This is a genomic window from Pseudomonadota bacterium, assembly GCA_022572885.1.
Classification (GTDB): Bacteria; Pseudomonadota; Gammaproteobacteria; order Steroidobacterales; family MnTg04; genus MnTg04.
On sequence record JACZVC010000011.1, the window covers coordinates 44,972 to 68,596 of the forward strand.

Annotated in this window: 24 protein-coding genes; 12 read left to right on the forward strand and 12 right to left on the reverse strand. The window is 56.6% G+C overall.

Going from position 1 to position 23,625, the window contains the following annotated elements; all coding sequences use genetic code 11:
• Positions 1 to 33 precede the first annotated feature (33 nt).
• From IIA05_05840 to IIA05_05850, 3 genes are all read right to left on the reverse strand, one after another.
• On the reverse strand, positions 34 to 1,104 hold the full coding sequence (locus IIA05_05840) for an efflux RND transporter periplasmic adaptor subunit (GenBank protein MCH9026622.1): 1,071 nt from the start codon (positions 1,102 to 1,104) through the stop codon (positions 34 to 36).
• A 36-nt stretch (positions 1,105 to 1,140) separates the two neighbouring features.
• Complete coding sequence (locus IIA05_05845) at positions 1,141 to 2,199, reverse strand: efflux RND transporter periplasmic adaptor subunit (GenBank protein MCH9026623.1); 1,059 nt, start codon at positions 2,197 to 2,199, stop codon at positions 1,141 to 1,143.
• A 208-nt stretch (positions 2,200 to 2,407) separates the two neighbouring features.
• Positions 2,408 to 4,525 carry a carboxy terminal-processing peptidase gene (locus IIA05_05850; GenBank protein MCH9026624.1) on the reverse strand — a complete coding sequence of 706 codons (2,118 nt, stop codon included), beginning with the start codon at positions 4,523 to 4,525 and terminating at the stop codon, positions 2,408 to 2,410.
• A 129-nt stretch (positions 4,526 to 4,654) separates the two neighbouring features.
• Between IIA05_05850 and IIA05_05855 the strand changes: the two genes are divergently transcribed.
• Entirely contained in the window at positions 4,655 to 4,945 is a 291-nt protein-coding gene (locus tag IIA05_05855) for a hypothetical protein (GenBank protein MCH9026625.1), read from the forward strand.
• Positions 4,946 to 4,960: 15 nt separating this feature from the next.
• Here the strand turns inward: IIA05_05855 and IIA05_05860 are convergent, their stop codons facing one another.
• Positions 4,961 to 5,542 (reverse strand): DUF1232 domain-containing protein, encoded by a 582-nt coding sequence (locus IIA05_05860; GenBank protein ID MCH9026626.1) that lies wholly within the window; start codon positions 5,540 to 5,542, stop codon positions 4,961 to 4,963.
• Positions 5,543 to 5,854: 312 nt separating this feature from the next.
• Between IIA05_05860 and IIA05_05865 the strand changes: the two genes are divergently transcribed.
• The 3 genes from IIA05_05865 to IIA05_05875 all read left to right on the forward strand — a co-directional run bounded on the left by IIA05_05865 (position 5,855) and on the right by IIA05_05875 (position 8,324).
• Positions 5,855 to 6,316 carry a hypothetical protein gene (locus tag IIA05_05865; protein MCH9026627.1) on the forward strand — a complete coding sequence of 154 codons (462 nt, stop codon included), beginning with the start codon at positions 5,855 to 5,857 and terminating at the stop codon, positions 6,314 to 6,316.
• Entirely contained in the window at positions 6,294 to 6,590 is a 297-nt protein-coding gene (locus IIA05_05870; protein ID MCH9026628.1) for a hypothetical protein, read from the forward strand. Before IIA05_05865 ends, IIA05_05870 begins: the two co-directional genes overlap by 23 nt.
• 81 nt (positions 6,591 to 6,671) lie before the next feature.
• Entirely contained in the window at positions 6,672 to 8,324 is a 1,653-nt protein-coding gene (locus tag IIA05_05875; GenBank protein ID MCH9026629.1) for a M28 family peptidase, read from the forward strand.
• Positions 8,325 to 8,353: 29 nt separating this feature from the next.
• Here IIA05_05875 and IIA05_05880 read toward each other — a convergent pair whose 3' ends face one another.
• The gene (locus IIA05_05880) at positions 8,354 to 8,935 is read right to left on the reverse strand and encodes a hypothetical protein (GenBank protein ID MCH9026630.1); all 582 of its coding nucleotides are present in this window, start codon (positions 8,933 to 8,935) and stop codon (positions 8,354 to 8,356) included.
• A 522-nt stretch (positions 8,936 to 9,457) separates the two neighbouring features.
• Here IIA05_05880 and IIA05_05885 point away from each other — a divergent pair.
• Together IIA05_05885 and IIA05_05890 are read left to right on the forward strand one after the other, a co-directional pair.
• Entirely contained in the window at positions 9,458 to 11,080 is a 1,623-nt protein-coding gene (locus IIA05_05885) for an amidohydrolase (protein MCH9026631.1), read from the forward strand.
• Between the two features lie 24 nt (positions 11,081 to 11,104).
• Positions 11,105 to 13,048, forward strand: a complete 1,944-nt coding sequence (locus tag IIA05_05890; protein ID MCH9026632.1) for a hypothetical protein — start codon at positions 11,105 to 11,107, stop codon at positions 13,046 to 13,048.
• A 1-nt stretch (position 13,049) separates the two neighbouring features.
• Here the strand turns inward: IIA05_05890 and IIA05_05895 are convergent, their stop codons facing one another.
• Both IIA05_05895 and IIA05_05900 read right to left on the reverse strand, forming a co-directional pair.
• The gene (locus IIA05_05895; GenBank protein ID MCH9026633.1) at positions 13,050 to 13,346 is read right to left on the reverse strand and encodes a hypothetical protein; all 297 of its coding nucleotides are present in this window, start codon (positions 13,344 to 13,346) and stop codon (positions 13,050 to 13,052) included.
• Positions 13,347 to 13,536: 190 nt separating this feature from the next.
• Positions 13,537 to 13,869, reverse strand: coding sequence for a hypothetical protein (locus IIA05_05900; GenBank protein MCH9026634.1), 333 nt, complete (start codon positions 13,867 to 13,869; stop codon positions 13,537 to 13,539).
• 108 nt (positions 13,870 to 13,977) lie between these two features.
• Here IIA05_05900 and IIA05_05905 point away from each other — a divergent pair, with 108 nt between their 5' ends.
• Positions 13,978 to 15,066, forward strand: a complete 1,089-nt coding sequence (locus IIA05_05905) for an AI-2E family transporter (GenBank protein ID MCH9026635.1) — start codon at positions 13,978 to 13,980, stop codon at positions 15,064 to 15,066.
• Here IIA05_05905 and IIA05_05910 read toward each other — a convergent pair.
• From IIA05_05910 to IIA05_05920, 3 genes are read right to left on the reverse strand one after another with little or no spacing between them, the layout of a single operon-like run.
• Positions 15,063 to 15,299 carry an EF-hand domain-containing protein gene (locus IIA05_05910; GenBank protein MCH9026636.1) on the reverse strand — a complete coding sequence of 79 codons (237 nt, stop codon included), beginning with the start codon at positions 15,297 to 15,299 and terminating at the stop codon, positions 15,063 to 15,065. The genes IIA05_05905 and IIA05_05910 overlap by 4 nt on opposite strands.
• A gap of 11 nt (positions 15,300 to 15,310) precedes the next feature.
• Positions 15,311 to 15,643, reverse strand: a complete 333-nt coding sequence (locus IIA05_05915) for a hypothetical protein (GenBank protein ID MCH9026637.1) — start codon at positions 15,641 to 15,643, stop codon at positions 15,311 to 15,313.
• Positions 15,630 to 16,475 carry a hypothetical protein gene (locus tag IIA05_05920; GenBank protein MCH9026638.1) on the reverse strand — a complete coding sequence of 282 codons (846 nt, stop codon included), beginning with the start codon at positions 16,473 to 16,475 and terminating at the stop codon, positions 15,630 to 15,632. Before IIA05_05920 ends, IIA05_05915 begins: the two co-directional genes overlap by 14 nt.
• Before the next feature lie 49 nt (positions 16,476 to 16,524).
• On the opposite strand from IIA05_05920, the gene IIA05_05925 reads away from it, so the two are divergent.
• A complete protein-coding gene (locus IIA05_05925) occupies positions 16,525 to 17,241 on the forward strand; it encodes a hypothetical protein (protein ID MCH9026639.1) in 717 nt (238 codons plus the stop codon).
• Here IIA05_05925 and IIA05_05930 read toward each other — a convergent pair.
• Entirely contained in the window at positions 17,217 to 17,405 is a 189-nt protein-coding gene (locus IIA05_05930) for a hypothetical protein (protein ID MCH9026640.1), read from the reverse strand. The genes IIA05_05925 and IIA05_05930 overlap by 25 nt on opposite strands.
• Positions 17,406 to 17,469: 64 nt before the next feature.
• On the opposite strand from IIA05_05930, the gene IIA05_05935 reads away from it, so the two are divergent.
• The 4 genes from IIA05_05935 to IIA05_05950 all read left to right on the forward strand — a co-directional run bounded on the left by IIA05_05935 (position 17,470) and on the right by IIA05_05950 (position 22,142).
• A complete protein-coding gene (locus IIA05_05935) occupies positions 17,470 to 17,709 on the forward strand; it encodes an EF-hand domain-containing protein (protein ID MCH9026641.1) in 240 nt (79 codons plus the stop codon).
• 140 nt (positions 17,710 to 17,849) lie between these two features.
• A complete protein-coding gene (locus IIA05_05940) occupies positions 17,850 to 18,521 on the forward strand; it encodes a DsbA family oxidoreductase (GenBank protein ID MCH9026642.1) in 672 nt (223 codons plus the stop codon).
• A gap of 235 nt (positions 18,522 to 18,756) precedes the next feature.
• Positions 18,757 to 20,502 carry a CRTAC1 family protein gene (locus IIA05_05945; GenBank protein MCH9026643.1) on the forward strand — a complete coding sequence of 582 codons (1,746 nt, stop codon included), beginning with the start codon at positions 18,757 to 18,759 and terminating at the stop codon, positions 20,500 to 20,502.
• Positions 20,499 to 22,142: a tetratricopeptide repeat protein gene (locus tag IIA05_05950; GenBank protein MCH9026644.1), complete on the forward strand. Its 1,644-nt coding sequence runs from the start codon at positions 20,499 to 20,501 to the stop codon at positions 22,140 to 22,142. The genes IIA05_05945 and IIA05_05950 overlap by 4 nt, the downstream gene beginning before the upstream one ends.
• Positions 22,143 to 22,144: 2 nt before the next feature.
• Here the strand turns inward: IIA05_05950 and IIA05_05955 are convergent, their stop codons facing one another.
• Positions 22,145 to 23,572, reverse strand: coding sequence for an amidohydrolase (locus IIA05_05955; protein ID MCH9026645.1), 1,428 nt, complete (start codon positions 23,570 to 23,572; stop codon positions 22,145 to 22,147).
• Between the last annotated feature and the right edge of the window lie 53 nt (positions 23,573 to 23,625).

The window sequence follows — 23,625 nt, forward strand, 5'->3', positions numbered from 1 at the left end:
ATGACGGGCTGTAATGCGTCAAGTGTTGGGTTGTCAACCGCTGGCGGGGTTGACTATCGAAATCCTGGTGCCGTCTTTCAGACCGGACTGGCCGACAATGACGATCTCTTCGTCTCCTGTCAGGCCTTCCAGGATTTCAATATTTCCATCGCTGGTATAGCCCGTAGTGATCGGGCGGCGGCGCGCTACTCCATCCTCAATGACATAAACAACAGTGTCCAAGTCGCCTACGATGATCGCGGAGCGGTGAACCAGAATCGCCTGTTCGCGCTGGTCGAAAACAATGTTGAAGCGACCGAACATACCCGGCTTCAGTTGACCCTCGCTTGCCGCCACTTCAACAGTGACTTTGAAGGTGCCGGTTTCGGGCGAGACGGTCGGGCTTATCCTGGCTACCACGCCGGAAAAGGTTTTTTCCGGTATGGCGTCGACGGATATCCTGACCGGTTGCCCCGGGCGCAGTTTGCGAAATTCGCGTTCGGGAACGTGCAGATATCCCAGCAGGGGATTCATGTCGCTGATGTGAAATACCGGTTCATCGGCACTGATCGTGTTGCCAAGTTTGACATATCGATCCGCGACTACACCGTCTATGGGTGCCTTGATCTCGGTGTAACTGAGCTCCAGGCGAGCCATATTGTAAGCGGCTCTGAGCGAGTCCATTTCGTACCTGATATTTTCGAACGCGTCCGCGCTGATCAGACCCCGTTCACGGAGGTCCGTGTTTCTTTTGTGTTCTTGTTCCAACTTTGAAAGATTGGCTCTTGCCTGTTGGGCTTCCAGGCGCAGACGGTCGCCATCCAAACGCGCGAGTATCTGGCCGGATTTGACGATATCGCCTTCTTCGACCAGCAATTCGACGATTTCTCCGCCGACCTTGGCGACTACTTCGGCTTCGCCATCGGCCTCGAGGGCCGCCGTTGCTGAGTAGACGGCGAAAATGTCACCGCGGGTCGGGTGGCCCACTTCCACCGGGATGGCGGCAGTCTCTTCTTCATCGGCCGCGTCCTTGTCGTCATCGCCGCTGGCTTGCATTTCGCATGCGCCAAGGACCATCAGCGGTAGTAGAAAAAGCACCCGTCGATACAATGGCCGGATACGCATCGAGCCGAACTCCCTTGGTGACTTTGTTAGCGCGCCTCAACCGGCGTGTTCGGTTACCAGTGTCCCGTCTCGCAGGCCACCTTGACCAATGACGACCACGGTATCCGAGTCGCTGATTCCATCGAGAATCTCCACCATGCCGCGATCGGTGATGCCGGTTTCAATGATTCTCCGGCGTGCTATGCCGTCTTCAATAACGTAGAGGCTTTTTTCGATATCCTCTTCAAGGATAGCTTCTGCCGGAACCATGACCGCATTGTCATGTACATCATAAACCACGGCAACCCGCGCAAACATGCCGGGGCGCAGAGTGCCACTGTGGTCAAGAATTCTGAGCGTCACCCGGAAAGTGCCTGTTTTCTGGTCGATACGGGGGCTGATACGCTCAATCGTGGCTTCGAAGATCTCCGCGGGCAGGGCATCTGCCTTGATATCCGCGGTCTGGCCCACCTTGAAACGACCCATGTTTTGTTGCGGTAGGTAAAGTTCCAGAATGAGCTGACTCGGGTCAGTGATGATAAACAGCCGCTGATTCACCTGCAGGTGATTGCCCGTTTTGACCAGGCGCTCGGCGATCACGCCGTCTATCGGGGCTTTGACCTGGGTGTACCCGTAATCCAGGCGTGCGATTTCATAGGCGGCTTTTAATGCGTCCGCTTCGTATCTCAGGTTTTCAAAGGTTCCCGGCGCAACCAGATCGAGCTCCAGCAGGTTTTGGTTCCGCTCATATTCTTTCCTGGCCCGTTGGTACTCGGCACCGGCTCTTTGCATCGCCAGTTTCAGGCGTTCTCCATCCAGACGGGCGAGTACCTGGCCAGCCTTAACCCGATCGCCTTCTTCGACCAGGATCTCGACCAGGTCGCCTTTGACTTTAGCAACAACAGGCGCTTCAAAATCTGCTTCCAGGACGCTGGTACCGGTATGGCGGGCATATATATCGCCCCGGTGGACCCGTATTACGCTGACCGGAATCGATGCCTGGACGGCCGATTCCGCTTTCGCATCCGTACTGCTGGCTTCAGTGGTGCCGCATCCGCCAAGGGCTGCGCTACCGGCAAGAAGTATAAAAGCTGAGAGATATTTCCAGAATTTCATAATGAGCCTGCTGTTTGAGAATAGCGAGTGAAGATAGTTCACTCAATTAGTGTTGTAGTGAAGTATAACACTAGAGATGTAAATCGCAATGGGTGCCGGGGAAAATTGGTGATTATTCGGCTATGAGTTTGTAACTGACTGTTTTTATTTAAGAAAGTAATGAGCCGTTCGAGGCATGGTTTTTGCCGTGGGCCCGATCCGATTCGAGTCAGTTCAAAGATTCGCTGGATCCGCGCAGGCTCGCGGTGACCTGGCCATCCAGATTTGCCATATCTGCGACTATTTGCGCAGCTTCCTGGAGTATGAAATCCTGATTTTCGAGTTCTTCCAGTGCCTCGATCGAGTCCAGGGGCGGCAATCCGTGTTTAGCACGGCGAGTGTTTTCCCTCGCCAGGCGCTCTTCACGTATTTTTTGCTGCTGCTGGCGTCGCACTTCCAGGTTCAAAGAGACCGTATCCTGGTTGCGGATGTCTGCAAACGCAGCGTACTCGTCGATCAGAAAATTGAAATCGGGATCGGTCTTGGCCCGCAGCGAGTGGCTTTGGGCGATCAAATTGATGGCTTCACCAAGCTCGAGATCGACTGTGTAAGCTGTCGCATCGATATGGTCCCAGGGCAGGGCGCTCTCCCGGGTGCTTTCGCCAACCACGCTGGCATCGACCAGCGACGGCATTTCAATATCCGGATGTACGCCACGATGCTGGGTACTTTCCCCGCTGACCCGGTAAAACTTGCCTATCGTCAGTGTCAACTGACCAAAACCAGGGTCCGAAGTGCGCGGCGCGTACCTGTCCAGCGAATAAAGATTCTGGACCGAACCCTTGCCAAAGGTTCGCTGGCCCAGGATCACGCCCCTTTCATAGTCCTGGATAGCGGCGGCGAAAATCTCGGACGCCGATGCGCTGAATCTATTGACCAGGACCCCGAGCGGTCCGTTGAACACTTCCCCAGGATTCGGGTCTTTGAGAATCTCGATTCTGCCATTGGTCTGGCGGACCTGGACCACCGGTCCGTCTTCGATGAATAACCCGCTCAGTTCCTGCGCCTCGGTCAAGTGTCCGCCACCGTTGCTCCGCAGATCCATGAGCAGTCCATCGATACCTTCTTTTTGCAATTCCTGCAACAGACGACGGACATCCCTGGTCGTGCTGGTGTAGTTTTCGTTACCCGACATTCTGGCTTCAAAATCCTGATAGAAACTCGGTACGGTAATCACGCCGATCCGCAATTCCTGGTCGCCACGCTGGATCGTAATGATTTCCTTCTGCGCGGCCTGCGCTTCGAGCTTTATTTTGTCTCTGACCAGCCGCAATATTCTTTCTTCCGAGCCCGGCACAGCGCCGGCCTCCAGGATCTGCAGACGCACAACGGTTCCCCCCGGCCCCCGAATCAGCTGGACCACATCATCCAGACGCCAGCCGACGACATCGACCATTTCGCCGTCCTCGTCCTGGCCGACGGCCGTGATCCGGTCGTTGGGCGCCAGGCTTCCGTCTATGGCCGCAGGGCCGCCGGGAAGGATATTCATCACCATTACGAAGTCGTCGTCGATTTGCAGGGATGCGCCTATGCCTTCATAAGAGAGGCTCATTTGAATCCGGTATTCTTCTGAAGTCCGTGGGAGCAGATAATTGGAATGAGGATCGAGCGTATGTGTGTAGGCGTTCATGAAAGATTCAAAAACGTCGTCACTTTCGAGCTGGGCCAGGTTTTTCTGAGCCCTGGTGTATCTTTTCTCAAGAATTTCACGGGTTTCCGGCCAGTCTTTTCCGGTCAGGAACAAACGCAAGGCGTCGCTCTTTACGCGTTGCCGCCAGAGGTCGTCCATTTCTTCGGGTGTATCGATCCAGTCGTTTCCCGAACGGTCGAACTGGTATTGTTCGTGCACCGAAAAATCCGGTTCTGTTTCCAGTAACCCCAGGCTATACGCGAGCCTGTTCGTATTGCGTTGCCTGAATACCGAGAAAATCCGGAACACAGGATCCAGGTTTCCGCTGCTGACGGCGTCGTCCAAAATTGTTCTGTACGACTCGAATCCCTGTATGTCCCTGGCGTAAAAAAACATCCGGTTGCCATCAAGGGTCTCCAGGAAACGGTCGAACACCTTGGATGACAATGCATCGTTGACCCGTGGCTCACTGTAATGATTGCGTTCGATAAATTTGGTTACCAGGCGGCTGACCGCACTGTGCCGATCGCTGTGCCGCAATTGGCCAGCGGATTGATCGTCGATTCCCGGAACTGCGCGCGCATCGTTAGCGGCCAGTGACAACAATATCAGCGAGGAAAACGCCAGGGTCAGTGCGAATTTCTTGGCAACGGCCATACTTTTCCTATCCTTATTCATAGCGACATCAATCAGTCGCAATTCATTGCAACAGTCGCCTAAACTATGGGTTGTGCGGTCTGCAATCAAGCATCTGGTTAACGTTTTGGACAACTTCGGAGGGAAAAAATGCTGCCATTGACCATAATTACCGCCATTTTGCTCGGTTCAAGTGCAGCCATCACCGCCAGTTTGAGCGTTGTCGCGTTCCTGTTTTTCCTGATGGTCGATGAATATCCTCATTTGCAAGCCCAGTTTGTGCCGCTGCTCAAAGGCACAGGTCTGTTCCTTTTACTGACAATCTGTTGCGTGCTTGGTTTTTTTGGGCTGCTCAAAAAAACCATCTGGCGATGGTGGGGTCAGGCGTCAATGTGGACAATGCTGCTGGTCATCGGCCTTTATTACTGGCCCGGCCAATAAAACGCTGGTCGGGGACTAAAGCAGCGAGAACGGCGACCGGCCCCTACCGGATCGTCTCGACCGATCCCGGTCCCGGCGCCGGCGCCGGCGCATGCGTTGCTGAAGAGATATTCGTCTGTGTTTGAGCCATTCTTCACGGGATACATGATCCGCTTTGCCCAGCCTGCGTCTGCGGGTCTCTTCCGTGGCCCGGTATTTGCAAAAATCCTGATACGCCTCAATCTCATGCCTGAGTTCGCGCACAACGAGTTCGACCATGATCGCATCATCGAGAAATCCGAGTCCGGGAATATGGTCGGGTATCAAGTCCTCGGGCTCGCTGAAATATGCCAGGGCATTCAGAATCCTGCTGATTTCCGTGGCCGGTAGGTTCCATTCCTCGTCCTGGATCATCTGCACCATGACTTCCAGTTTCATCAGCCGCTCGCTGATGAAATCCGGCGTCTTTACGGAGCGGACCTCGGCCAGCAGTTCGTTGGCAGCGCTGATGATTTCCTCGGCGCTGAGGTTTTTTGCCGCTGCGCGCGCTTCGCGCATAATGGTCTGGAAATGTTTTAGATCGGAAGGAGCCAGTTCAAAAGTAATTCTCAGCGGCATGCCGTCTCTCCCCAAAGCGTATTGCCAATGGCGTATTGTTATGGCTGGCAGCGTACCCGGCAAGCCACAGGTGGTCAATTATTCATGCCTTGCTGCCACTGGCTCGAGGCTACAGAGTTTGGCGATCACGCTATATGATTTTCGAATGGCACGGAAGACGGGAACTAGCCAGTGCTAAAATTGCCAAAAGTGTTAGCGCGGGCAATTGGGCTTGTAGTTTCCCGGGTATAGGTTCCAAATAGCCTTTATGGAGACCGGGAATCAGGGTCCGGTAGTTCGCAAAAGCGGTCGAACAAAATGGCAAGAGACATCATGAGGAAAGTCAAAAATCGTTTTTTTGCCTCTGGGTTTATCCTGAGGCTTGTTGCAGTATGGATGCTGGCAGCCGCCATCGTGATGCTGGTCCTGGTTGTTGATAGCGCCCCGGTGGCAACGAAAAATGATGCTTCGACAATGGCCCTCGTTGGCGATGGTACCGACCTCGTATTGCGAATTCGTGGCCTGCCTTATTCGCAGACCGCGAATCGTTATGGCAACCGGGTTGCGATGTTGGAAGCGCAACTGTTGATCAGGACCCGCCTGCTGACCGGAGAGAACGGCATTTCCAGGTTGCTGATTGACGCCAGGCTGGTTTCGAGCGATGGACAGAAAATCTGGTCAAGCACGACGATCAGCGAGTATAAAGGGCTCGAGTTTGTCCAGGAAGAAATCGGCCGAACCCTGACCGAGGCAATGCAGTACGTGGGCGTGGATGGCGGCAGGATTTCAATCTAAAGTGAACAAGACTATCCTGACATCGCTGCTTTGTTTCTCGCTTTTGTCCGCCTGCGCGATCCGCGAAGAGCAAACCAGTCGCCGGACGGTCGACATGACTCATGTGAAATCGCTCAATCAGCAGGCAAAATTCCGTAACGTCGATATCATCTGGGTCAACCCGCCGACCATCATAGAGAACGGAACAACAACCACAATAAAGATACCGTTACGAGGCGGGGATGCCGATTCCGTCAGCGACGCTGAGAAGAAAAAAAATCCGCAGCAACAATAAGCAGCATCGCACAAACCGGCCGGCAGCCTGCATCACAATGGTTTATGCTCCCCCGCGAGCTTTCCAACAGTGAGATCTGACATGTTCCAAGCGCCACGATGGCCATTATTAGTTTGCGTTTTGCTGGTTGCCTGCGAGTCCGCATCTCCCCCGGATGAAAATCTGTTCAGGTTCTCCGCGAGCCGTGTTTCGACAGACGTGCAGCGGTTGGCATCGGATGAGTTTCAGGGCCGCGCGCCCGGAACCGAAGGGGAAAAAAGGGTTCTCGACTTTCTGGTCGCCCAATTTGAGGATATTGGCCTGCAACCGGCTAACGCTGGCAGCTTTCTGCAAGCCGTGCCTTTGGTAAGTCTGACCGCCAGCCCCGACATGACTCTGGATATAGAGGGCCCGGAATTTTCGGCCCGTTATGCCGTGGGTAGCCAAACGACGCTATCGACCAAACGAGTGCAGCGGGAGATTACGCTGGATACCAGCGAAATGGTGTTTGTCGGCTATGGGATAGTGGCGCCCGAGTATGGCTGGGACGATTACGCCGCTGCCGATGTCCGCGGGAAAACCGTCGTCATCCTGGTCAACGATCCGGGTTTTGCGACCGCCGACCCGGAGCTTTTTCGCGGCAATACAATGACTTATTACGGTCGCTGGACCTACAAGTACGAAGAGGCGGCACGGCAGGGTGCGGCAGCTGCTTTGATCATCCACGAAACAGATGCGGCTGGTTATGGCTGGAACGTCGTCGCAACCGGTTGGTCGGGAGAGCGATTTGACCTGGTGCGCGCGGATGGCAACCAAAGCAGGGTGGCCGTAGAAGGCTGGCTGAGCGGAGCGACGGCATCAGAGATCCTCGCGGCTGCCGGACTCGACCTGGAATCCGCACGACAAATGGCGCTGGCCAGCGATTTTCAGGCGATTGAATTGGGGCTTACTGCGTCCACTCGATTGAGCAATGAAATCAAGACCCTGGACTCCAGTAATGTTGCGGGCCTGCTCGTGGGGACCAAGAGGCCCGGCGAAGTCATCATTTACATGGCGCATTGGGATCATCTGGGTATAAAGCCAAACCTGGAGGGAGACCAAATCTTTAACGGTGCGGTCGACAACGCAACCGGAACCGCCGCGATTATCGAGCTGGCGCGGGCGTTTTCCGCGATGGAGCCGGCGCCGGAAAGATCGATACTGTTCCTGGCCCTGACCGGTGAAGAATCCGGCCTGCTGGGTTCCGCGTGGTATGCGGAGCATCCGTTGTTCCCGCTGAACCAGACTGTCGCCGCTTTGAATTTCGATAGCCTGATCACCGATGGCGCGACCCGGGACATTACCGTTTTTGGTCTCGGTAGTTCGGAACTCGAAGAATACCTTGCGCGGGCAGCGGCAAAGCAGGGCAGGGTGCCGGTCAACGAGCCGACGCCCGAAAAAGGGTATTTTTTCCGCTCAGATCATTTCAACCTGGCCAAGGTCGGCGTTCCCGTTTTGTACGCCGAGGCTGGAGTGGATAATCTGCAACATGGCCGCGAATGGGGTGTGGCGCGAATGCTGGATTACCGCCGCGACCGATATCATCAGGCCGCGGACGAATATAGCGCCGACTGGGACTGGGGTGGCGTTTTGCAGGATCTCGAGTTGTATTTCGAGATTGGCCGGGAGCTGGCAGCGGAGACCACTTTTCCGAACTGGTACGAGAAAAGCGAGTTCAGGGCCCGCCGTGACGAGAGCAGAAGTTCGGTGGACTGATCCCACCCACCGAACCGAAAAGCCTTAAATTATCTTGCCTCGGGTGACGACGCACCGCTGAGATCTTTTTTCTCGTAGGTCAATGACTCGGCGTGAACCAGGGGCGGCGAAAGCGGGCCGACGGGCCTGCTAGCGAGGCTGTCAGACCTCGTACCGGTCCGGTAAGCTCTTGGCCTGATTTTTTGCGAAAAGTTCAGCCCGGCAAATCCGTCGCTGTTGATGCCGAAGAAAATTTTTGAACCACTGGTCTGCCAAAAAGTAAACAACGGCAATTCTTCAATCCGAGAAATTTTCTGTACCCAGGATTGCTCTTCGCGGACCAGGAGATAGACAGTTTTATGCGTAAATTCGGTCCATTCGCTTGGCGAACCCTGTTGTCGGATGGCGCGCTGATCGGTGCCAATGACTGGGTGTAACCGAAAGGCGCGCCAGGAAGCCGGCGCAACTTGTTCGGCCTGAACCTGGTAGACGCTATTCGCACACCAGCCGTCATTGCAGCCGACCGCAACCGGCATTAGAGCCGCCTGCAGTTCAGGTTGCTCCTGAGCATGCGCGGCGCAGGCCGCGGCCAGCGGGATCAATGGTATGAGCCAGGCTGCGATCCTTTTCATCCTGAGCTGTCCCCCGGATACTGAAAATGGCTTCGGGTCGTTTCTCACCCTACCGGTCATCCAGCGGCAAGATGTAACGGCCGTCACATTCCTGCTCGCTCTGATTATGTCAAATTACTCGTAAACCATGGGCGGGGCACAAAACTACGGCCAGACGTGCGCCTGGTGCGGCAAAGAGTGCGTCTTTTTAACGCCGGCAGCACTCTAAATACTGAGATCGGAAAGTTTCCTGAGGCACAGTTCACGATGAACCATTTACAAAGACACAGTTTGCAGCTGCTCGGTCGGCAAGAAACATCAGCCCGTTCGACCAGGAGGATTATCGCCGCGCGCCGGCGAGTCGCGCCAGCGAACTGACAGGCGTTTCCCGCCAAGACTGAAATTGATGTCCTGCGGCTGGTTCGAGGCCGCTCCCCATGGCGTCGGGGCCATTCCCTGCCCGATTCTGTATCATACGCAACTTGACGCCGGTCCCTGAGCCTGGTTGAGGCCTGGGCTCGTCGCTATTAGGGGAGTTGCCAGATGCCCGTCGTTTTTTTGATCGCGATTTTATTGTTTTTACCGATGAACGGTCAGTCGGCAGACGTATTGATTGACCATGCGAACGGCTATGCGGACACTGAGCAACGATTTACCTGGATGACGATACGCGATGGCCGGGTCGTCGCCATCGGCAACGGAGAGGCGCCGCAAGCCGAATATTCCAGCGTCGTCGATATGCAAGGCAAGACTTTGATGCCTGGGCTGATCGACGCGCACGGACATGTACTGGGGCTGGGGCAGTACCGTATGCGAGTCGACCTGGTCGGTAGCGACAGTCTGCAACAGGCGCTGGGGAGAGTAACTGAACAGGCCCCGCCGGGCACGGGCTGGGTTCTGGGCCGTGGCTGGAACCAGGTCCTGTGGCCGGGGAAAAAGTTTCCAACTGCTGCCGATCTTGACCGGGTAATAGCCGACCGCCCGGTGTGGCTGGTTCGCATCGATGGTCACGCGGGTTGGGCGAACACACGGGCGCTGCAGATCGCCGGTATCGACAAATCGACGCCCGACCCGGTCGGCGGGAAAATCCTTCGGGATGCCGAGGGCAACGCATCCGGCATATTCGTCGACGCCGCGATGGCGTTGATCGAACGAAACCTTGCCAGGCCTGGCGAGGATGAAATTCGCCATGCACTGGAAGTGGCGCAAAAAGAGCTGAACAGCCTGGGCATCACTTCCGTGCACGATGCCGGCGTGGATACGGAAACGCTGGCGGTCTATAAGGAAATGGTCGATGACGGTGAGCTGTCCGTGCGCATCTACGCAATGATTTCGGATGCCGGCGAGAACCTCGATGCCATCGGCAAGCCGCTGCTTTCATACGGTGGCGACCAGTTGACTGCGCGCAGCGTCAAGCTTTATATCGATGGGGCCCTGGGCAGCCGCGGGGCGGCGATGATTAGCGATTACTGCGATGAGCCAGGCAACAAGGGCCTGGTATTCTCTAGCCAGGATGAACTCGACCGGATGGTGTCGAAGGCGCTGGGCATGGGGTTCCAGGTTGGTATTCATGCGATCGGCGATCTTGGCAACCGCATGGCCCTGGATGCTTTTGCAAAGGCTCAGCAAGGCGATAGCGTGCGCTATCGCAATCGAATAGAACATGCGCAAATCGTCGCACTTGAGGATATTCCCAGATTTGCCAGTCTTGGTGTCATCGCGTCCATGCAGCCTGTGCACGCGACCAGCGATAAAAACATGGCGGCCGACCGGGTGGGCGAAAAACGCCTGGCCGGCGGGTACGCGTGGCGCAAGTTTCTCGATAGTGGGGCAGTCATCGCGGCGGGTTCTGATTTTCCCGTGGAATATGCCAATCCGTTCCACGGTATTTACGCGGCGGTCACCCGGTTGGACCAAAACGGCGAGCCGCCCGGTGGCTGGTATCCGGGTGAGCGCATGACTCTGGCTGAGGCGGTGAGGGCATTTACTGTCGATGCCGCCTATGCGGCGTTTCAGGAGAATGAGCTCGGCGACCTGCAGCCAGGAAAATGGGCGGATTTCATCGTGCTCGATCGCGATTTATTCAAGGCGGATAAATCCGAGCTTTGGCAAATACAGGTTGAAGAAACCTGGCTGGCCGGCGTTCGTGTTTTTGCCCGTCAGTGATTGACTAGCCGCTAGCGGCAAGACATGTCGGCACACAAGTTCTCAGAAAGCGAGCAGCAACTTTTGCGGAACCTGGCCCGGGAAAAAAACGACACCGGGTCTATCCTGGAGTTGTCCAGAATCTATCTTCGCACCGGGCGCGCCGATCAGGCGCTGATCCTCCTGGCGGGTTTGGCGGAACGACAGGGCATGGCGCTCAAGAGCCTGGCCCTTGCCCTCAGTGGCCGGAATGCTGAAGCAATTGCCCTGGCCAGGTTTTCAGCCGAGCCCAAAGAGGACCCGCATTTACTGCATATGCTGGCATACTGGCTGAATCAGCAAGGATGCTACGCGCAGGCGCTGGGCATTTTTCAGGCAGCGCTGTCCCGGGCGAGCAGCGATGCGGGCATACGTCATGATTACGCGATCGCCTTGCAGCGGACTGGCAATTTGCAGGATGCGCTTTTGCAATACCAGGCGGCTTTCGGCCAGGACAGCGGAAATCCGCACCTGGCTTTCAATCTTGCGTTGGCGCTGGAACAGTCTGATCGACTCGACGAAGCCATGTTGCAGATTGAGAAGGTGTTGGCGATCGCGCCAGAACACCTTGGCGCACTGTACCGGCGCAGTTATCTGCAGCGCCTGCTTTGCGCCTGGAAGAATTATCCGAGCGACCTGGCTGAATTGTCGGTGGCGCTCGAGCGCCACCTGGACAACCCCGGTGTGGAAATGATTTCACCCTATGGCCTGAATATTCATTTTCCCGACGGCAAGCTGCACGATCGTGCCGCGGCCTGTTACGCAAAACAAATAACAGAACAGGCGATGAATCAGGGGTCGTTGCAGCCGGTCAAACAACTCAAGAAAAGCGGAAGATTGAACATTGCTTACCTTTCACCCGATTTTAATTCGCACGCGGTGGGCAGCCTGATCAGCGGTCTGTTTGCCTGTCACGATCGGAAAAAATTCAAGGTGTTTGCCTACTCTTTGGCACAAAATGGCGATGGGATTCAACAACAAGTCGAGACCGGCGTCGATGTCTATCGTGATGTTTCCCTGGCTGCGCCGGCAAGGATCGCCGCACAGATATCGGGAGACGATATCGATATCCTGATCGACTTGGCCGGCTATACGAGAAACGCGCGGCCGCAGATTCTCGCGATGCGGCCGGCGTTGTTGCAGGTTTCTTTCCTGGGTTATCTAAACACGATGCAGGCGCCGTTCATCGATGCGGTGATTGGCGATGATGAGGTGTTGCCGAAAGGCGAGGACTCTGTTTTTAGCGAGCACATATTGCGCTTGAACCGATGCTTTCTACCGGCCACGCCAAGAGACGTCGGTTCGAGTCCTGGCCGGGCGGAACTCGGCTTACCGGCGGATGCGTTCGTTTTTTGCTCTTTCAACCACAGCTACAAATTGCAGCCGCGAATTTTTGCGCTGTGGATGAAAATTCTGCGAACGGCTGCAGGGAGCGTTCTCTGGCTGTTGGCGGACCGGGCGACCATCAGGAATAACTTGCTCGCGGCCGCAGCCGAAGCGGGTATCGATCCTGAGCGGCTGATATTTGCCGACCGGGTGCCATTGACAGAACACCTCGCCAGGATGAAGTCTGCGGACCTGCTACTCGATACGCCGGATTACAATGCCGGCGCAACCATAATCGCCGCCGCGCAGGCCGGATTGCCAACCCTGACCCTGCGTGGCAATCGAATGCTTGGCCGGATGGGTGCATCGCTCAATAAGACGCTGGGGCTCGATGAATTGATTTGCAACACGGCGGAGGAATACCTGGATCGCGCGCGTGGTTTGGTCAAAGACCGGGACAGGCTTGGCGCCATACGCGGCCGCCTCGAAAATGCCGCGGCGGGGAAGCTGTCGATAAGGGAATACTGTGAAGACCTGGAGAATCTGCTGCTAAGACATTACCGGCAGGAATCAGTGCGCCCGCATATTTCACCAAAGCCCAGGCAAAGAGAAAGGTCCAACTGAACTAGCGGGTACTTTTTTTGACGGGTTCCCAGCGTTTATTGCTGTCGAAACTTCCGCTGTTGTACGGATCGAAGCCATGCGGCTCCAGTTCCAGATCGGGGTTGTCGAGGATATCCAGGACGGTCCTGACATGGTCTTCTTCTTCAACCACCTCTGGTTTGGGCGGTGCTTTCAGGTAGCCCTTCAAAGCCGACTGGCCGCGCGATATCAATGACGGCTGATTTACACCAGGAAACTGCGCCGGCTGGGCTGCCGAAGACGCAGAATCTTTGCGAAATCGCTTAAATAGGCTTTTCATCATCGTATCCCATGCATACACGAACGAACCGTACCGGGCCGTTGGTGACAATATTTACATAACTGTTGGAAAAAAGCGGGGTTTCGATGCTTTTAAAGATCAGATATGAGACCTGCGTCACATTCTTATGTCGGGAAATCATTAGGAACCCCGGGGGAAAGCCACACTGCTGCATTGCAAAAAGATTAGCCTATTCCGCGTCAAGCCCTTTGTGTCTGGCGGCACTCCGATTAAGAACCAGCCAAAGCCATATCAGCAGTCGGATCAACGACAGAAAAAGGTAGAGTGAACCAACCAGCAGCCAGGCTATGCCCCTGCCATCGAGCAAAGAGCCAAACAGGTCGATGTAGAATGCGGCGAGTGAGTCGATTTCTCCATAGGGGCCCAGTATTCGACTGCCCACCATGAATATCAGGGCGGGGACCAGCCACATGCCGAGCGCAAGTAAACCGAGCAACAGAAACGCTTCCGTTTTCAGCCGCTGCCAGGGCCAGCCTCGCCCTGAAGATCGTTCGTTTTCCATTCAGTTTTTCGCCATGAAAGTTGACTGCGACAGACTAGCAAGTTTTGTTGCCATCTCAAACGTCTACTTGGGTACAATCGCATGGTGCCAATATCGAGGTGGTCCGACATGAATTACATTGGAGACTGGTTTCGCAAACGAATGTCTGACCCGCAGATGGTCTTGTTGGGCATTGTACTGCTGACCATCAGCGCGATCATTTATTTTACCGGCAGAATTCTCGCACCGGTTTTTGCCGCCGTGATCATTGCCTACCTGTTGCAAAGTATTATGCAGCGGCTTGAGAATCTTCATGTGCCGAGAATCGTTGCCGTTTTGATTGTTAGCCTGGGGTTCCTGGCGCTGCTCCTGAGTCTTTTCCTCGGCCTGATTCCTGTCGTCGTTGCGCAACTTTCTGAACTGGTGCAGCAGGCGCCGGCAGTCGTCAGCCGGTTGCAGCAACAGTTGCTGGATCTGCCGGTACGCTATCCGGAATACTTTACCGAGAGCCAGGTCAGTGAGTTCGTCAGCAGGCTGGGCAGCGAGCTTGTCGGTCTAGGCCAGAAAGCGATTTCCTTTTCGCTGACCTCGGTGCTGACCCTGGTCACCGTCATTGTTTACCTGATACTGGTTCCGATGATGGTCGTGTTCATGATTCGTGACCGCGCGTTGCTGACCGAGTGGTTTGCCAGTTTTCTGCCACGGGACCGGCAGGTTACCACCGACGTCTGGACAGAGGTAAATGCCAGTATTAGCAATTATGTCGATGGCAAAGTACTGGAAATCATGATTATCGGGGTTACGAGTTTTCTGGTTTTTTCCTTACTGGGGCTGGAATACGCGGTTTTGCTCGGGGCAATTACCGGTTTCTCTGTTTTGATCCCGTATATTGGCGCCGCCGTCGTCACCTTGCCGGTGGCGCTGCTTGCCTATATCCAATGGGGCTTCGAGCCATCGTTTTATTACGTCGTTATTGCTTACCTGGTAATCCAGGCTCTCGATGGAAACTTGCTGGCGCCGTTGTTGTTTAGTGAAGCGGTGGATCTGCACCCGGTTGCGATCATAGCGGCCGTGTTGCTATTCGGCGGGTTATGGGGATTCTGGGGCGTATTTTTTGCCATCCCGCTGGCAACAGTGGTCAAAGCCGTGTTGCGGGCCTGGCGGCTTCGAAACCCGGAACCTGAGGTGGAAGACATAGAGGCAGAGGCAGAGGCCTAGGGGTTTTGCAGGGTTTTCCCGCTTTCTCGCCACCAGGCGCAAAATTCATCGAAGTCGATTTCGTTGTCGCCGTTGGTGTCCATGGCCTCGAACGCAAGGCGGGCGATGTCGTCAACCCGGCTTAGCCCCATCGAGCGTAAAAGCCTGGAGAATTCTTCGTAGTCGATTGACCCGCTGCCGTTGGTATCGATATTGGCAAAATGAGCTTGCAGTTCCAATTTTTCGTCATGCACGTTGCCGTCTCCTAGCGATGGGACAGGAAAATACGCAGTCGCGTCACAACATACCAGACGGCAGCCGCCAGGCCGATACCGATATACCATGGCGATGGCAGATTCTTCCCCTGAGTTGTTTCCAGCAATATGAGTCCAATGCAAATGACGAGCAAGGTCATCGCCAGGGCAAGCTGCATTTTCATAGCGGTCGATTTCTTGCGTTGCCGCGAACGTTGGCGGGAGGTGAGTTCAGGGTCGTCGCCGCTCACATCTTCATGGCAATGCGGGCAGCGGGCGGCCCTGGTCGAGATTTTCTTCCGGCAGACCGGGCATTGGGTAATCGCCATTTTATTTCTTCCCACTTCCGGCAATCCGGATGTCGTCGCTGGCTTGGGTGAAAAAACGCAGCAGGCGTTCGTTGCCGCGGTTTGGCCAGATATGGCCGGCATTATACAAACCGTAAACCATCATGGCGCCGCCGGATTTCGGGTAAAGCAAGGTACAGCAGTCCTCATAATCCGTTTGTTCTCCGCTTGCCTGGTTGTGCCGGGCCAATGCTTTTACCGTCTTGACCCACTGGTCCTGGTACCGGGTGCCTTCCCTGCGGCCAAACAGGTATATAAAAGGCTTGGGTGGCGTATCCGACCGGAAATCCGGTTGCAAGGCCCCGATTACCGCATAAGCCACAAAGCTGTCGGTACGTTCCTTGAGCAGCAGGAAGGTGAAGTGCCCGCCATTTGAAAAACCGGCCACATAGGTTTTTTGAGGGTCCACGTCGAACATCGTCGTCAGCCGCTGGAGCAGGCGGTCGGTGAATTTCAGATCGCGGTCAGCGTACTGACCGACACGGCCCTGCCAGCCACGCATCGGTGGTCGGGTATCGATAGTCAGGCCTCGAGGGTAAACGACAACCGCTTCTTTCCAGTCTTTGTGCAGTTTGACGGCGCGCGCAAATTTGCCGCTGTCATCTCCGCGGCCATGAAAAACGAAAACCAGTGGAAGCTTGGTGTCACCCGGATTCGAGGGAGAAAAAACCAGCGCGCTGCGCTTGACGTCATCGATCGTCATCTTGATGACCTGGCGATCCGCGAGGGCTGGGGCGGAGAAAGCCGCAACCAGCAAAGTGACGAGAAAAACGCCTGGCAGACGGTTCGATCCCACCGGCTCGTCATGGGTTTTGCGACCAGCGTTCAATCCATTCGCCTGCGACCAGCATCCAAGCTGCAACGGGAGGAAGAACATAATGCCTAAGATACTGAAATTACTGGCCAGTTTCATCATCGCGATGATGAGCGTAACCACAGCCAATGCCGCTGATAGCCGAGAAATCGGTGACAGCTTTTCCGCCGATGGAATCGATGTCATCTCGATCAACGCCGGGGTCGGTTCGGTCGAGCTGATAGCCAGCGGTGGCGATGCAATTACCGTTCTGGTGTCAGTCGAACCGGATAACGGCTGGTTTCGCAGCGGACCTGATCGCGAGGACCTGGAAAAAATTACGCTGCAAAAGGCAACGAAGAAAGGAAAGCTTTCCCTGCGGCTTGGTTTTCCTCGTGGCTTCGACGAAGACGATATCGAGGAACACTGGGAGATCGAGGTACCCGCCAGATTACAAGCCAAGGTAAGGATCGGCGTAGGCAGGATCAGTATCGAAGGCGTAGCCGGTGGCGTGAACGTGCATGCCGGGGTTGGCGAAGTCAGGATCGATGTCCCGCGTGGCGATGTTCGTGCTCATGCCTCGGTTGGCGATGTAAGGGTCAAGAGCGCGACGAAATCGGCTGGCAACATCGAAATGGATGCGGATGTCGGCAATGTTTCATTGAAAATGAACGGCAGGAATTACGAGGCGGAACGCGGGTGGGGCCCTGGCGCCAGTCTGGAGCTGGAGGGATCCGGAGCGGATGAGTTCGACGTGTCCGCCGATGTTGGCAATGCTCAACTCACCATCAGCAGCGGCTGAATACCTGTCTCCAGCGGATTTTTATGGATAATGATTGTGGCCGGCTCCTTGCCGGCCATTTTTTGCAGCGAAGCAGAGCGGTTTTCCCAGTCGTCGATGCCCCGGGAGCAAGAAATTTCGCCGTGTGTATTGCACAGTTGCCCATCTTTTCGGATTATCTGCATAATGCGGATGAAAGGATCGATGCCGGCTCTGGATATCCGGCGCCGATACCGGCAGGAGAAAACGATGGAAGAAGCTTGGGCAAAACGCCAGGAAGACATCAGTTCGAATTTTGCGTACTTTGATAGCGACGGTAACGGCCATATCGATTTCAAGGAGTTTCAGCGCTTGTTGAAAACACTGTCGCCAAACGTAACCACCCAGCAGGCTGCCGAGGGGTTTTCGATGATCGATACCAATTGCGACGGAGCAATCGATCTGGAAGAGTTCACGGTCTGGTGGAAAACGACCTGGTGGGAATATTAAAAATAATATAAAACAATAAGTTATAATCGTTAATTAATCTAAATTATCAATGTTGATCATTTATGCCAGTCGTGCTAACACTTGGTTTTTCAGTTGTCTAACCTTATATCGGGTAAATGAAAACGGAGATAGCCAGACCCATGAGCCTGCAAGTCGACGCCGTCGCTGATTTTATTTGCCCCTGGTGCTACCTGGGGAAGAGCCGGCTCGAACAAGCGCTGAACCATATCCAGGGTACAGATCAGCCCAAAGTCTTGTGGCACCCGTTTCAACTCAATCCGGATATGCCGGTCGATGGCATGCCTTTCGACGAATACCTGGATAAACGATTCGGTGGACGCGAACTGGTCCAGCCGTTTCTCGATGAACTCACAGTCGTCGGAGAAAAAGAGGGGATTATCTTCCGCTTCGACCAACTCGAACGCATACCCAACACGCTGAATGCGCATCGCCTGATTCAGATTGCCAGTCCCGGTCTGCAACAAAACCGGCTGGTCGATTTGCTGTTCAGCAATTTTTTCGAACACGGTAGAGACATCGGCGACAATGACTTGTTGTCCGTGCTTGCCCGCCAGGCCGGTCTCGACGCGGCAGCGATCGGTAGATTTCAACGCCCGGACAGTGGATTGGCGGAAGTCCGCGCCGAAGAAAAGCACCTGCGTGAGATGGGCGTGAGCGGGGTGCCCAACTACATCCTCAACGGCAAATACGCGGTCGCAGGCGCACAGGACGCTGACGCATTGGTTCGGGTGTTCGACCAGGTGATGTTTGCCAGCGGTTCCAATCCGGCCACATCCAGCCGCCTGCACTGAACTCAGTCGGCCGCGGCGATGGGTGACAGGATTTGGATGAAGACTTTGCGTGTTTCCCGGTAGCGTTCCTTAGCTTTTGCGACTCTTCCTGCGCCGCATGAATGCCTTCTTGCAGAAGGCGGCAGGATGCCTGCGTAATCCGGCGCATTGACTTTTGTTTGCGCTGACTTCTAACCTAGGCGCCACAACGGCGGTGCCCGCCGGAACAGTTCCGAGAGCGTTTGCAGCCAGACCGATGAACCATCCCAGCGCCAAACCAATATTGTATCTGCTGATCGTGGCGCTCACGGCAGTGCCGGCATTACCCGCCGGGAGCGATACATCGAAGGGTAGCCCGTTTGTCGATTTCACCGCCGCGAGCGGGCTCGATTTCATCCACTTCAACGGCATGTCCGGAGAGTTGTATTACGCGGAGATGATGGGGCCGGGCGCCGCCCTGTTCGACTATGACAACGACGGCGACCTGGATATTTACCTGGTGCAGGGCGCAATGCTTGGTGCAGACAAAGAGATTTCCGCGGCGACTTTCCTACCGCAACATGAGCTACCGCTGACCGATCGCCTGTATCGCAACGATTATGGTGACGGTGGCTCGGATCTTGTCCGTTTCACCGATGTCACGAAAGCGGCCGGCATCGCAGCGTCGGCGTACGGCATGGGTGTCGCTGCCGGTGATTTCGATAACGACGGGCATGTCGACCTGTATATCAGCAATTTCGGCCCGAACCAGCTATTGCGTAACAATGGCGATGGCACCTTCACCGATGTAACCGCAGCCGCCGGCGTCGGCGATCCGGCGTGGAGCGTCAGCAGCAGTTTTGTCGATTACGATGGCGATGGCCTGCTCGATATCTATGTCGGCAATTACGTGGATTACACGATCGCCGGCAACAAGCCTTGCCGGTCGACGACCAGCGCCAGGGATTACTGCTCACCCAAGGTGTACCGGCCGCAAAACGACACCTTGTACCGGAACCTGGGCAACGGCAGCTTTGCCGATGTCAGCCGGGTAGCTGGAATCCATGCAGTGACCGGTGGCGCGCTCGGGGTCGTTGCCGCCGATTTCAACGGCGATATGACGATCGACATCTACGTGGCCAACGATGGCGTGCCGAACCAGTTGTGGATCAATGACGGGGAAGGGCGGTTTCACGATGAGGCGTATTTGTCGGGAGTCGCCGTGAACATGGACGGTGCGCCGGAGGCCAGCATGGGCGTGGCTGCCGCCGATTTTGACGGCGATGGCGACCTGGATCTGCTGATGACGCACCTGGCGCGGGAAACCAACACGCTGTATGTCAACGATGGCAGCGGCTGGTTCGAGGACCGAACGGCGACCGCCGGTCTGGCGGGCGCCAGTTTTGCCTATACCGGTTTTGGCACGGTCTGGCTCGATTACGATAACGATGGCTGGCTGGATTTGTTTGTCGCCAACGGCGCAGTCACACGCAACCAGCAATTGGTCGATCTCGGCGATCCCCATCCGCTCGGGCAGAAGAACCAGCTTTTTCGCAATACGGGGAACGCGCAATTCAAGCTGTTCGAGTTCGCCGATGAGCCGGTCTTTGGCGTGGCTGAGATCAGTCGTGGCGTGGCCTCCGGTGATATCGACAACGATGGGGATGTAGATCTCCTGGTAGTCAATAACGCGGGTCCGGCACGCCTGTTGCTCAACCAGGCAGGAAACCATGCTGGTTGGATTGGCTTCAGGCTGACCGATGCCGGTGGCCGCGTCGATCAGCTTGGCGCCCTGGTCAGTCTCAGTAACCAGGATGGGAAAGTCCGGCTCGGGCGCACGGCTACCGATGGCAGTTACGCATCGGCGAGCGATCCCCGGCTGGTTTTTGGTCTGGGCAAACAGGAACCCGGTAAGTACCGCGTCGATGTCGTCTGGCCTGACCGGCAACGCGAACACTGGCGCAGGCTTGATGCCGGTCGTTATCACACCCTGAGAAAAGGCAGCGGGGCCAGCGGCGAATGAGCGGGTGGCTGCATCGGCGCCATCGTACGGCCGCCGTCTCCCTGGCGGCTTTGGTTTTGTTATGGCTGGCGGGCTTTTTGCTGCCGCCAGGCAACGCCATGGCCCAGCCCCGGGCAGAAATACCCTGGCCGGACCTAGGTTCCTTCGAACCGTCCGTCGCCGAGGCGTTGCACGATGGCCGGCAGGCACTGGGGCGGGCGCTCAGCGCGGCCTCGTCTGAGCAGCAAAGCGGCGCCGCCTATGGCGAACTTGGCAGGCTCTATCTCGCGCATCATCTGATGTATGCGGCCGAAGCCGCCTTCTTGCGTGCAGTCACCAGCGATCCGAAAGATTTCCGCTGGAACTACTTGCTGGGCTACGTCCTGCAGGAACAGGGCAGCCCCGCCGAGGCGGTTCGCTGGTATCGCCAAGCGCTGTTGATCGACCCGGCTTATAGCCCTGCGGTCTTCCGGCTGGCGCAAAGCGAGCTAAGCGATGGCCGCGAGTCGGCCGCGAAAAAAAGTCTTGAGTCATTGCTGAGCCACCAGCCGGAGCACGTCGCCGCGTTGGCCGGCCTTGCCCGGATCGCGATCAGGCAGCGTGATTACCCGCGGGCGATCGCGCTGCTCGGCAGGGCTTTGCAGCTAAACCCGGCGGCGAATCAGTTGCATTACCCGCTGGCCCAGGCGCTCAGGCAAACGGGCCAGGAGCAGGCAGCGAAAAGACAGCTGGCGCTGGCCGGACAGACGCGACCGCCGGTAGCCGACCCGCTGCTGGCGGCCGTGGAGGCGTTGTCGCGCAGCAGTCAGCTCTACCTCGAACGCGGTCTCGCGCTGTTGCATGCCGGCAAAGACTCCATGGCCGTGGCCCAGATCGAAAGAGCGCTGGCGTTGAACCCGGACGATGCCTATGCCCTGGCCACGCTGGGCCAGGCCTTGCAACTGGCCGGCCGCATCGATGAAGGAGCGATCGCCTTTGAGCGCGCATTGACGCTGGGACTCGATGATCCAACCGTACACTACCGCTACGGGATGGTCTTGGAATTGCTGGGACGGCAAGACAGCGCAGACCAACAATATGCGGAAGCGCTGTTACTCGATGACAGCTTGCGCGAAGCGCGGTTGATGCTTGCCAACAGCCTGATGCGCGCGGGACGATACGCCGATGCCGGGACCCATTATCAATTATTGGCGGCGGCCGATACTGCCACTGCGGTGTTCTGGTATCGTCTCGCGCTGGCGAGTCTGGCGCAGCGCGATTGCCCGGCGGCGATTGCCGCGCTCGACCGGGCGCTCGCGATCGCGCCCGCGGATGGCGGCCCGCTCCAGTCGCTGGCGCGTGCCTATTCGGTCTGCACGCAGGTTACCGAGGAGCAGAGACAGCGGGCGCTGGAGCTGGCGCACGTGATCCACGACGCCCGCCCGGGTATCGATACGCTGGAAACGCTGGCGATGGCCAGCGCCGCCAACCGGTCCTTTGCAGAGGCGCAGGCCTTTCAGGCCCGGGCCATGCTAAAGCTCCAGCAAACGCCGGGCAGCGATGGTAAGCGGCGCATCGATCATCTGCGTTCGGTTCTCACGCGCTACGAGAACGGGTTGCTGGCGGTAATTGCTTACTCCCCGGGTGACCCGGTCATGAATCCGCAGGTGCGCCGGCGATAAGCTTATTTTCGGTAATCCAGCGGCGGCTCGCGGTCACCGAGCAACGGTTCATATATGAAATCGTCGCCGCGTTGTTCCTGAAACTCTTTTTGGACTCGGGCCAGCAACGCCGGATCGGCATACAGGTCTGTGGCAGTCAGCGCCAGGGTCTTGGCTGCCACCTGGACGCCCTTGATGCCGATGCTGGTGCCGCCGGCCGCTACCGCCTGCCAGGAGTGAGAGGCAGTGCCGGGCACCCAGGTCGCGACACGTAGCTCGACGGTCGGTACATTCCAGCTGACATCGCCAACGTCGGTCGATCCGACCGTGTTTTCCAGCCTGATCGGCATGATCGTGGCTTCGCTGCCCAAGGCATGTTCCGGTTGGTCCAGCGTGGAATAGATAGTCTCGGCATAATCCTTTTCTTTCGCGTTGTAGCTAATTCCACCGACCTTTTCCAGGTTTTTCTGCATGCTTTCGGCCAGTGTCCGGTTGTACAACAGGGCGTGATTGCCATGGATGATTTCGCGGTCCATCGTGGTGCCGGTTCCCATCGCGGCCGCTCGGGCCGCTGCTTCAACCCGTTCCCAAATTCGCAACAGCATGCGTGCGTCCGGATGGCGCACGTAATAATAGACCTCGGCAAAATCGGGAACGACATTGGGTGCATGGCCACCGGCCGTGATCACGTAATGGATACGGGTTTCCTGCGGCACATGCTCGCGCATCAGGTTAGTCATGAAATTAAAGGCTTCAACGGCATCCAGCGCCGAGCGTGCTTTTTCCGGCGCTGACGCCGCGTGCGCGGAAATTCCATGGAAGCGGAATTTGGCCGAACGGTTGGCCAGCGAAGAATAACCCCGCACCCGGGATTCGTCATCCGGGTGCCAGGCGAGCACCGCATCGACATCGTCGAACAGCCCTTCACGCACCATGTAAACCTTGCCCGAACCCCCTTCCTCAGCCGGCGTGCCATAAAGCCGCACGGTACCTTGGCTACCGGTTTGCTCCAGCCAGTGCTTCACGGCGATGGCCGCGCCAACCGCTGCCGTCCCCAGCAGGTGGTGACCGCAGGCATGGCTGCCGGCCTGGCCCGGGATTTTTTGGCGAAGCGGGGACGCGGTCTGGGTGATGCCGGGGAGGGCGTCGTATTCGGCCAGGAAAGCGATCACCGGCCCGCCCGAGCCGGCGCTGGCGACGAAGGCGGTCGGGATACCGGCGATGCCGGTTTCCAATTCAAACCCGGCCTCGGCCAATGTCGTTTGCAACAGCGCGCTGCTTTTTTCCTCGAGATAACCCAGCTCGGCAAAGTGCCAGATCCGGTTTGCCAGCTCGCTGTGCGCATCGTAACGCGCGTCGGTGAAGGCGATCAGGTCGGGTTCCGTATGACCGGGTGCCGATACCAGGAAAAGCAGGCTCAGGACCGTGGCAACAACAAGGGTTTTGGTCATCTTCTGGCATCCATTTCAAGCAAAAGGGCAGGGAACTCTAGCAGACCCGGGCT

What these genes read in the sequence shown, in the direction of transcription:
- IIA05_05840 (MCH9026622.1), bottom strand. Translation starts at nt 1,104, where the DNA reads ATGCGTATCCGGCCATTGTATCGACGGGTGCTTTTTCTACTACCGCTG.
- IIA05_05845 (MCH9026623.1), bottom strand. Translation starts at nt 2,199, where the DNA reads ATGAAATTCTGGAAATATCTCTCAGCTTTTATACTTCTTGCCGGTAGC.
- IIA05_05850 (MCH9026624.1), bottom strand. Translation starts at nt 4,525, where the DNA reads ATGGCCGTTGCCAAGAAATTCGCACTGACCCTGGCGTTTTCCTCGCTG.
- IIA05_05855 (MCH9026625.1), top strand. Translation starts at nt 4,655, where the DNA reads ATGCTGCCATTGACCATAATTACCGCCATTTTGCTCGGTTCAAGTGCA.
- IIA05_05860 (MCH9026626.1), bottom strand. Translation starts at nt 5,542, where the DNA reads ATGCCGCTGAGAATTACTTTTGAACTGGCTCCTTCCGATCTAAAACAT.
- IIA05_05865 (MCH9026627.1), top strand. Translation starts at nt 5,855, where the DNA reads ATGAGGAAAGTCAAAAATCGTTTTTTTGCCTCTGGGTTTATCCTGAGG.
- IIA05_05870 (MCH9026628.1), top strand. Translation starts at nt 6,294, where the DNA reads ATGGCGGCAGGATTTCAATCTAAAGTGAACAAGACTATCCTGACATCG.
- IIA05_05875 (MCH9026629.1), top strand. Translation starts at nt 6,672, where the DNA reads ATGTTCCAAGCGCCACGATGGCCATTATTAGTTTGCGTTTTGCTGGTT.
- IIA05_05880 (MCH9026630.1), bottom strand. Translation starts at nt 8,935, where the DNA reads ATGAAAAGGATCGCAGCCTGGCTCATACCATTGATCCCGCTGGCCGCG.
- IIA05_05885 (MCH9026631.1), top strand. Translation starts at nt 9,458, where the DNA reads ATGCCCGTCGTTTTTTTGATCGCGATTTTATTGTTTTTACCGATGAAC.
- IIA05_05890 (MCH9026632.1), top strand. Translation starts at nt 11,105, where the DNA reads ATGTCGGCACACAAGTTCTCAGAAAGCGAGCAGCAACTTTTGCGGAAC.
- IIA05_05895 (MCH9026633.1), bottom strand. Translation starts at nt 13,346, where the DNA reads ATGAAAAGCCTATTTAAGCGATTTCGCAAAGATTCTGCGTCTTCGGCA.
- IIA05_05900 (MCH9026634.1), bottom strand. Translation starts at nt 13,869, where the DNA reads ATGGAAAACGAACGATCTTCAGGGCGAGGCTGGCCCTGGCAGCGGCTG.
- IIA05_05905 (MCH9026635.1), top strand. Translation starts at nt 13,978, where the DNA reads ATGAATTACATTGGAGACTGGTTTCGCAAACGAATGTCTGACCCGCAG.
- IIA05_05925 (MCH9026639.1), top strand. Translation starts at nt 16,525, where the DNA reads ATGCCTAAGATACTGAAATTACTGGCCAGTTTCATCATCGCGATGATG.
- IIA05_05930 (MCH9026640.1), bottom strand. Translation starts at nt 17,405, where the DNA reads ATGCAGATAATCCGAAAAGATGGGCAACTGTGCAATACACACGGCGAA.
- IIA05_05935 (MCH9026641.1), top strand. Translation starts at nt 17,470, where the DNA reads ATGGAAGAAGCTTGGGCAAAACGCCAGGAAGACATCAGTTCGAATTTT.
- IIA05_05940 (MCH9026642.1), top strand. Translation starts at nt 17,850, where the DNA reads ATGAGCCTGCAAGTCGACGCCGTCGCTGATTTTATTTGCCCCTGGTGC.
- IIA05_05945 (MCH9026643.1), top strand. Translation starts at nt 18,757, where the DNA reads ATGAACCATCCCAGCGCCAAACCAATATTGTATCTGCTGATCGTGGCG.
- IIA05_05950 (MCH9026644.1), top strand. Translation starts at nt 20,499, where the DNA reads ATGAGCGGGTGGCTGCATCGGCGCCATCGTACGGCCGCCGTCTCCCTG.
- IIA05_05955 (MCH9026645.1), bottom strand. Translation starts at nt 23,572, where the DNA reads ATGACCAAAACCCTTGTTGTTGCCACGGTCCTGAGCCTGCTTTTCCTG.